General features: G+C 64.7%; 8 protein-coding genes. 5 read left to right on the forward strand and 3 right to left on the reverse strand.

Annotated features, from left to right (window positions below; translation table 11 throughout):
- Together F0Q45_RS23260 and pknB are read left to right on the forward strand one after the other, a co-directional pair.
- On the forward strand, positions 1–1300 hold a 1300-nt coding region (locus F0Q45_RS23260), incomplete at its 5' end, for a serine/threonine-protein kinase (protein WP_188113115.1).
- Complete coding sequence (pknB, locus tag F0Q45_RS23265; protein ID WP_149656151.1) at positions 1297–3177, forward strand: Stk1 family PASTA domain-containing Ser/Thr kinase; 1881 nt, start codon at positions 1297–1299, stop codon at positions 3175–3177. The genes F0Q45_RS23260 and pknB, both read left to right, overlap by 4 nt.
- On the opposite strand, the gene F0Q45_RS23270 is transcribed toward pknB, so the two are convergent.
- Both F0Q45_RS23270 and F0Q45_RS23275 read right to left on the reverse strand, forming a co-directional pair.
- Positions 3155–3841 carry an aminodeoxychorismate/anthranilate synthase component II gene (locus F0Q45_RS23270; RefSeq protein WP_149656152.1) on the reverse strand — a complete coding sequence of 229 codons (687 nt, stop codon included), beginning with the start codon at positions 3839–3841 and terminating at the stop codon, positions 3155–3157. The genes pknB and F0Q45_RS23270 overlap by 23 nt on opposite strands.
- A 33-nt stretch (positions 3842–3874) precedes the next feature.
- Positions 3875–4618 carry a DUF881 domain-containing protein gene (locus F0Q45_RS23275; RefSeq protein WP_149656153.1) on the reverse strand — a complete coding sequence of 248 codons (744 nt, stop codon included), beginning with the start codon at positions 4616–4618 and terminating at the stop codon, positions 3875–3877.
- Positions 4619–4745: 127 nt separating this feature from the next.
- On the opposite strand from F0Q45_RS23275, the gene crgA reads away from it, so the two are divergent.
- Together crgA and F0Q45_RS23285 are read left to right on the forward strand one after the other, a co-directional pair.
- Complete coding sequence (gene crgA / locus F0Q45_RS23280; RefSeq protein WP_149656154.1) at positions 4746–5027, forward strand: cell division protein CrgA; 282 nt, start codon at positions 4746–4748, stop codon at positions 5025–5027.
- A 155-nt stretch (positions 5028–5182) separates the two neighbouring features.
- Entirely contained in the window at positions 5183–5608 is a 426-nt protein-coding gene (locus tag F0Q45_RS23285) for a PH domain-containing protein (protein ID WP_149656155.1), read from the forward strand.
- A gap of 10 nt (positions 5609–5618) precedes the next feature.
- On the opposite strand, the gene F0Q45_RS23290 is transcribed toward F0Q45_RS23285, so the two are convergent.
- Entirely contained in the window at positions 5619–6167 is a 549-nt protein-coding gene (locus F0Q45_RS23290) for a peptidylprolyl isomerase (protein WP_149656156.1), read from the reverse strand.
- 148 nt (positions 6168–6315) lie between these two features.
- On the opposite strand from F0Q45_RS23290, the gene cwsA reads away from it, so the two are divergent.
- Positions 6316–6747 carry a cell wall synthesis protein CwsA gene (cwsA, locus tag F0Q45_RS23295; RefSeq protein ID WP_149656157.1) on the forward strand — a complete coding sequence of 144 codons (432 nt, stop codon included), beginning with the start codon at positions 6316–6318 and terminating at the stop codon, positions 6745–6747.
- The last annotated feature ends 151 nt before the right edge of the window (positions 6748–6898 follow it).

A 6898-nucleotide genomic window follows, 5' to 3' on the forward strand; every position in this document is an offset into this window, starting at 1 on the left:
AGTTGGTGTGACGCTATCCGGTCGCTACCGCCTGCAGCGGCTCATCGCCACCGGCGGCATGGGCCAGGTTTGGGAAGCAGTCGATAGCCGGCTGGGCCGACGCGTCGCGGTCAAGGTACTCAAGAACGAGTTTTCCTCCGACCCAGAGTTCATCGAGCGGTTCCGGGCCGAGGCCCGGACCACGGCAATGCTGAACCACCCCGGGATCGCGGCGGTGCACGACTACGGCGAAAGCCAGATGGACGGCGAGGGGCGCACGGCTTATCTGGTGATGGAGCTGGTCAACGGCGAGCCGCTGAACTCGGTGCTCAAACGCACCGGCCGGTTATCGCTGCGGCATGCCCTCGACATGCTCGAACAGACGGGTCGTGCGCTTCAGGTTGCCCACGCCGCCGGGCTGGTCCACCGCGACGTCAAACCGGGCAACATCTTGATCACCCCCACCGGGCAGGTGAAGATCACAGATTTCGGTATCGCCAAGGCCGTGGACGCCGCGCCCGTCACCCAGACCGGGATGGTCATGGGTACCGCCCAATATATCGCGCCCGAGCAGGCTCTGGGTCACGACGCAACCCCGGCCAGCGATGTGTATTCGCTGGGAGTGGTTGGCTACGAAGCGGTTTCGGGCAAGCGTCCGTTCACCGGTGACGGCGCCCTGACGGTCGCGATGAAGCACATCAAGGAGCCTCCGCCGCCGCTGCCGGCCGAGCTGCCACCCAATGTGCGAGAACTTATCGAGATCACCCTGGTCAAGAACCCCCAGATGCGCTACCGCAGCGGGGGACCGTTCGCCGACGCCGTCGCCGCGGTACGGGCCGGCCGCCGACCGCCCAGACCCAGCCAATCACCGCCTCCCGGGCGCGCTGCCCCGGCGGCCATTCCGTCGAGCGTGCCGGCCCGAATCGCGGGCAACCCCACCGGCCGGACCACGGCGACGCGGCGATCCCGCCCAGCGACCGGGGGTCACCGGCCACCGCCGGCTCGGCGTACGTTTTCGTCGGGCCAGCGGGCGCTGCTGTGGGCCGCGGGGGTACTCGGGGCGCTGGCAATCATCATCGCGGTGCTCATCGTCATCAATTCGCGTGCCGAAAGCCCGCAGCAACCGCCACCGCTGCCGACCGTGACCCAAACGGCTCCGGCGAGTCAGACTCCCGCCGGGCAGGGCCTGCGCGTCAATTGGACGGATGACCAAGAAGTAGGGAATTCTGGACTGTACGGCCCGCAGCCGGGAACCAGCGGGATTGCCCCGCCGACGCCGATTCGCCACGCGTCGCTGGATCGATACGAGACACCGCAATGAGCACCCCTCGGCACCTGTCGGATCGCTACGAACTGGGCGACATCCTCGGTTTCGGGGGGATGTCTGAAGTTCATCTGGGCCGCGATCTGCGCTTACACCGCGACGTTGCGGTCAAGGTGCTGCGCGCCGACTTGGCCCGTGACCCCAGTTTCTACCTTCGTTTTCGGCGCGAGGCGCAGAACGCGGCGGCGCTCAATCACCCGGCAATCGTGGCGGTCTACGACACCGGTGAAGCCGACACGCCCGCCGGCCCGCTGCCCTACATCGTCATGGAGTACGTCAACGGCGTCACTTTGCGTGACATCGTGCACACCGAGGGCCCGATGCCGCCCAAACAGGCTATCGAGGTCATCGCCGACGCCTGCCAGGCGCTGAACTTCAGCCATCAGAACGGCATCATCCACCGTGACGTCAAGCCGGCCAACATCATGATCAGCACGACCAACGCGGTGAAAGTGATGGACTTCGGCATCGCCCGGGCGATCGCCGACAGCGGCAACAGTGTGACTCAGACCGCGGCGGTGATCGGGACCGCGCAGTACCTCTCCCCTGAGCAGGCCCGCGGCGATTCCGTCGATGCCCGCTCCGACGTCTACTCGTTGGGGTGTGTGCTCTACGAAGTCCTGACCGGCGAACCACCTTTCACCGGCGACTCGCCGGTGGCAGTGGCCTATCAGCATGTCCGAGAAGACCCGATCCCGCCGTCGGAACGCCACGAGGGCATCTCGGCCGACCTCGATGCCGTGGTGCTCAAAGCGCTGGCCAAAAACCCGGAAAATCGCTACCAAACCGCCGCGGAGATGCGGGCCGATTTGGTGCGAGTACATAACGGCGAGCCACCGGAGGCGCCCAAGGTTCTCACCGGCGCGGAACGGCGCTCGTTGCTGTCGTCGGCGCCGGGAAACCCTGCCGGTCCACGCACCGATCCGCTGCCGCGACAGCTGCTCGACGATACCGACCGCGACCGAACCACCCCTTCGGTTGGCCGCTGGGTTGCCGTGGTCGCAGTACTAGCGGTGCTCACGGTCGTTGTCACAATCGCAATCAACACATTCGGCGGCAACACACGCAAGGTGCAAGTTCCCGACGTGCGCGGTCAAGCGTCCGCCGACGCGATCGCAGCGCTGCAAAACCGGGGCTTCAAAACCCGCACGTTGCAGAAACCTGACTCGGCAATCCCACCCGACCATGTGATCGGCACCGACCCAGCCGCCAACGCGTCAGTGGGTGCCGGTGACGAAATCACCATCAATGTGTCTACCGGACCCGAGCAGCGCGAATTACCCGATGTCTCCGCGCTGACCTACGCCGACGCGGTCAAAAAACTCACCGCAGCCGGATTCGGCAGGTTCAAGCAGGCTAACTCGCCCTCGACCCCGGAAATGGCGGGCAAAGTCATCGGGACCAACCCGCCGGCTAATCAGACGTCGGCGATCACCAATGTCATCACGATCATCGTCGGCTCCGGGCCCGAGACGAAACAGGTACCCGATGTGGCGGGCCAGACCGTCGATGTGGCGCAAAAAAACCTCAACGTTTACGGCTTCACCAAATTCAGCCAGGCGCAGGTGGACAGCCCGAGGCCGGCGGGTGAGGTCATCGCCACCAACCCGCCCGCGGGCACCACTGTTCCGGTTGATTCGGTCATCGAGTTGCAGGTGTCCAAAGGCAACCAGTTCGTCATGCCTGATCTGTCCGGAATGTTTTGGACCGACGCTGAACCGCGCCTGCGTGCGCTGGGTTGGACCGGGGTGCTGGACAAGGGACCCGATGTCGACTCCGGCTCCTCCCAGCACAATCGCGTGGTCTATCAAAGCCCGCCGGCCGGCGCGGGTGTCAACCGGGACGGCGTTATCACGCTGAAGTTCGGTCAGTAACGCCTGAGTCCCCGGGTACGTTAGGTCGCACAGCGGTGAGGACCTCGTTCTCCAGCCGGCGCACCAGCGTGTCGTTTCGCGTCCATCCACAGTAGGACAGCCAGTTGGCCAGCATCCGGTGTCCGCCCTCGGTCAGGATCGACTCGGGATGAAATTGGACACCGTGAATCGGCAGCTCGGCGTGGCGGACTGCCATGATCACTCCGCTGCGGGTGTGCGCGGTGATCTCCAGGTCAGCCGGCAGTGACTCGGGCAGGATGGTCAGTGAGTGGTAGCGGGTCGCCGTGAAGGGGTTCGGAAGGCCTTGCAGCAGGCCGGCATTGGTGTGGAAAACGCTACTGGTCTTGCCGTGTAGCAATTCGGGCGCGCGATCGACGGTGGCGCCGAACGCCACGCCGATGGCCTGGTGACCCAGGCACACTCCTAGCAACGGCGTGCGCGCCGCAGCGCATGCGCCGACCATGCTCACCGAGGCGCCCGCTCGTTCCGGAGTGCCGGGGCCAGGGCTTAGCAGCACACCGTCGAACTGGGCGGCGACAGCAGCCTCGGCGGCAAGCCTGGAGTCGTCGTTGCGCCACACATCGGCCGCCACGCCCAACTGGCCCAGATACTGCACCAGGTTGAACACGAAGCTGTCGTAGTTGTCGACGACCAGGATCCGCATCGTGACAGGTTACCGCCCGGCCCCAGGTACGCCTCAGTACCCGATGGGGCCCATGGGCTGGGCAAAGTGCGTGCGCACGGGTTCGGCATGTCCTGCGACCTGCACGTCGGCCTTGACTTCCTCGCGGTAGCCCAGGCCGAAGCGGACAACGTACTGCTTGTACAGGGTAACCAGCGGAGCTGCTGCCAGGGCCGCTTGCATGGCGGCAGGATTGCCAATCGCGGCAATCGTGTAGGGCGGGCTATAGGTGCGTCCGTTGAGCAGCAGAGTGTTCCCAACGCAACGAACTACCGAGGTCGCGATGATGCGCTGGTCCTGCATCTGGATTACCTCGGCGCCGGCGCTCCACATCGCATTGAAAACGGCATCGATGTCTTGTTGATGGACCACCAGGTCGTCGGGGGAGGCGTCGCGGGGAAAGCGGCCGTTGGCGTCGCGCTGCGCGTCATTGAGCGTCACCACCAAACCTGGGCCGTGCTCCGCATTCATGTCGGCCTCGGCGGCCAGCTGGGAGGCTCGGTTGAGCATCGCCGTCAATGCGGTATCCGAGGACCGGCCGTGCGTCGCGTCGATCCGGGTGGTCAGCGCATCGCGCTGCGAGTTAAGCCGATTCACCGACGCCTGCGCCTGACGGACCAGGTCGACAAGTCGCGGTGCGTCGCTGCGGCGGATTTCCGCACCATCGGAAACCCCATGGGTCGCGGCCAGTAGCAGCCCCGCAAGCAAGCACACTAGCGGTACCCCGAATCGCCATAGCGAGCGGCGCTGATAGTCCATCGCGCCTCCGTTTCCTGACGAGGGGATCGGTTGGGTTAGTCTCGTAGCCACGTTGTGTCTACAGCAGCAACCTAATCGTTGCACCCTGTCCCGCTCGCCGTGTTGTCGAGGTATCTCGAGGTAGTAAATGCCCAAATCGAAGGTCCGTAAGAAGAACGACTTCACCGTCAGCGCGGTGAGCCGTACACCGGTGAAGGTCAAAGTTGGACCGTCCAGCGTGTGGTTCGTCGCGTTGTTCATCGGACTGATGCTGGTCGGTCTGGTGTGGTTAATGGTGTTTCAGCTTGCGGCCGTCGGCAGCCAAGCTCCCAAAGCGCTGAACTGGATGGCCGAGCTGGGCCCTTGGAACTACGCGATCGCGTTCGCTTTCATGATCACCGGGTTGTTGCTCACGATGCGGTGGCACTGATGCGGAGCGGCCAAGCATTGAATTCATCTTGTGGCAGGTACTTTACTGGCCCAGCAACCTTATAGCCAATCAATCACACGCGTGTGATTTATCCCCACTGTTGATAGCGTCTGTGGATAACTGTATTGGCCGTGGTGGGAGGGTTTGGGGAACGCATGCAGCAAACACGATGGGCGCCTCCTACGGCGGGAATCGCTGGTTGTGGAGCCGCGGGCGTTTTGATGGCTATCGCTGCTGTGACCTTGGTCACAGATCCGCCGGGGCGGGTTCTGGCCGGGATTGCCGCACTGGGTCTGATCTTGTTTGCGGTCGTTTCGTGGCGAGCCCGGCCGAAGCTGGCAATCACCCCCGATGGTCTGGCAATTCGGGGGTGGTTCCGGACGCAGTTATTGCGGCGCCGTGACATCAAGATCATCAGGATCTCGCAGTTTCGTCGTTACGCGCGCAAGGTCCGGCTGCTCGAGATCGAGACCGTCAACGGAGGACTGTTCGTGTTGTCACGCTGGGATCTGGGCACCGATCCGCTGGACGTGCTCGATAGCCTGACGGCCGCCCGTTACGCCGGCCCCCGGCGCACGTGAGAGTGGCGTTCTAGGAGATCGTGATCGACTCGATTACGACCGGCTGCGCAGGCCGATCGTTGCCGTCGGTCGCCGTTGTGGCAATCGTGTCGACGACACGCTGCGACTCGGGGTCGGTCACTTCACCGAAGATCGTGTGCCGCCGGTTCAGGTGCGGAGTCGGACCAACCGTGATGAAGAACTGCGAGCCATTGGTACCGGGCCCGGCGTTAGCCATCGCCAGCAGGTAGGCCTTGTCGAATTGCAGCTCGGGGTGAAATTCGTCGGCGAACTTGTAACCGGGGCCGCCACGGCCGGTCCCGGTCGGGTCGCCGCCCTGGATCATAAAGCCCCGGATCACCCGGTGAAAAACCGCACCATCGTAGAACGGGCCGGCGGTGCTACCCGACGCATTTTGGGTCGTGTACTCCTTGGTGCCCTGCGCCAAGCCGACGAAGTTGGCGACGGTCTTGGGCGCGTGGTTTCCGAATAGGGCGACCTTGATGTCTCCGCGGTTGGTATGCAACGTGGCGGTGGCGGTCTGAAAGGGGCTGTTAGTCACGGGACCACAGTCTGCCATTACGCGTCGGCTGGGCCGCACCCGGTCTCACCCGACGCGTTTGCTTACCGAGTGCTCGTCAATGGGCCCCTAGGCACCGTATTGGTGGCAGTCTGTTGGGGTACCGGAGTGGCTCTGGCGACCTGACCAGACCCTAGAAAGGCGGCAGATGAGCGAAATGGCGGAAACCCGGATGTCCCCGCGCGAGCGACTGACTCGCGGGCTGACCTACTCGGCGGTGGGGCCGGTGGACGTCACCCGGGGCGTTGTCGGACTCGGGGTGCAGTCCGCCCAGTCGACGGCGTCTGAGCTGCGCCGCCGATACCGCAAAGGCCGGCTGGCCCGGGAGATCGCTACCGCTCAAGAGGCGATCGCTCAAGAGTTGGCCGCTGCCCAGCAAGTGGTCGCCAACCTGCCTCAGGTGCTGCAGGAGGCCCGTCGCTCGCAGCGTCGTAGCAAGCTGCGGCCGTGGGTGATCGCGGGCGGTGTGACCGTCGTGGTGCTGGCCGGCGGCGCGGCGGCATTCAGTGTCGTGCGGCGCTCGTGGCAACCGGAGCCTTCTTTGCGTCCGCCGAGTGTCGAGGTCCAGCCGCGCCCCTAAGAGGTGCGGAGGTTCTTGGGAGAGTGACGAATGTCGTTGATCGCGCTGGAAGAGCACTATGCGTGGGATCCGGTCAGTGCTGGCAACGTCGTCGGCGACTGGCTGCAGCGGCATAACCGCACCGCGTACGAGCGGCTCTACGACCGGGGGG

The organism is Mycobacterium simiae, assembly GCF_008370645.1.
GTDB lineage: Bacteria > Actinomycetota > Actinomycetes > Mycobacteriales > Mycobacteriaceae > Mycobacterium > Mycobacterium simiae_A.